This is a genomic window from Pelagimonas sp., assembly GCF_050633425.1.
Classification (GTDB): Bacteria; Pseudomonadota; Alphaproteobacteria; order Rhodobacterales; family Rhodobacteraceae; genus Pelagimonas.
In genome coordinates this window covers 1-938 of record NZ_JBOEGM010000073.1, presented here as the reverse complement: position 1 = coordinate 938, position 938 = coordinate 1, and the positions used below count along the sequence as shown (strand labels likewise).

The window sequence follows — 938 nt, the reverse complement described above, 5'->3', positions numbered from 1 at the left end:
TCCGCTGGTTTGTCGATGCGTTTGGCGAGGGCGCGCAGCACGTCAGCGCGGCTGAACTCTGCTTTGGTGTGAGAGATATGGTCGAGCACCAGCGCCGGGTCTTGCTGCAATTGCGCCTTGGAGAATGGGAGATCGTCACGCTTGTCATTCAGCGTCTGGCGCGGATCGTTGGCCCGAGAAAAGATCGGCCCGAGATCGCGCTTCTGCGCGTCCAAATCCAGCGCACGGCGCTCGCTCAAATGCCGCTCAATCAGTGCATGTTGATCGGCACGCGCTTTGTCTCGTGCCTCTTTCGCCTGAGCCTCAGCCCGCTCAATGATCTTTTGACGTTGCCCGGTGATGCGGTGAAACAGGGATTTTAGCCCATTGCGCTGCGCCTCTTTCTGCGCCTTGAGCGCCGCTATGCGGTCTGCTTCCTGCCGCTGAACCAATTCCGCACGCTCCAAGCGTTGTCGCGCAACCAGGTCATCGCGCCTCGTTTGGAAATCCGGTGATGGTTCGGGTTGTTTTTGCTTTGGCAGCCCACGTGCCTGCGCCAGCACATCCTCAACCGAGGGCAGGTCCGCCTCAGGCCCAAGCCGTTTGCGCATGTCTTTGGGCCGCACATCACACCACCGCGACAGCGACCAGACCTTGCCATCGCCATCCACGCCAACAAAACCGCGCCGGGTTCCGCGCGCCAGAACAAATCCTTGTTCCTGCAGCGCTGCGGCAAAGCTGGTGCGATTGTCCGAGCGTTCCCAGCACTTCCGAAACATCGCCTTGAGCGCCTTTGGATCGCGCTTTGTGCGCTTGGCTTGCCCAGCCTCCTGCCGCGTGTAGTTGAGCGGATCGCGTTGTGCCGGATCTTTGAACCCGTCCGGCATGTCCCAGTCCTGCGCGATGTAAATCTCCCGCGACAGGCCTGTCAGCTTGCGTTTGTAATGCGACAGGTTGAT

1 pseudogene is annotated in these 938 nt (G+C 60.4%); it reads right to left on the bottom strand.

The features are described from left to right. A pseudogene (locus ACRBB0_RS27295) lies at window positions 1-938 on the bottom strand (hypothetical protein); the annotation flags it as partial.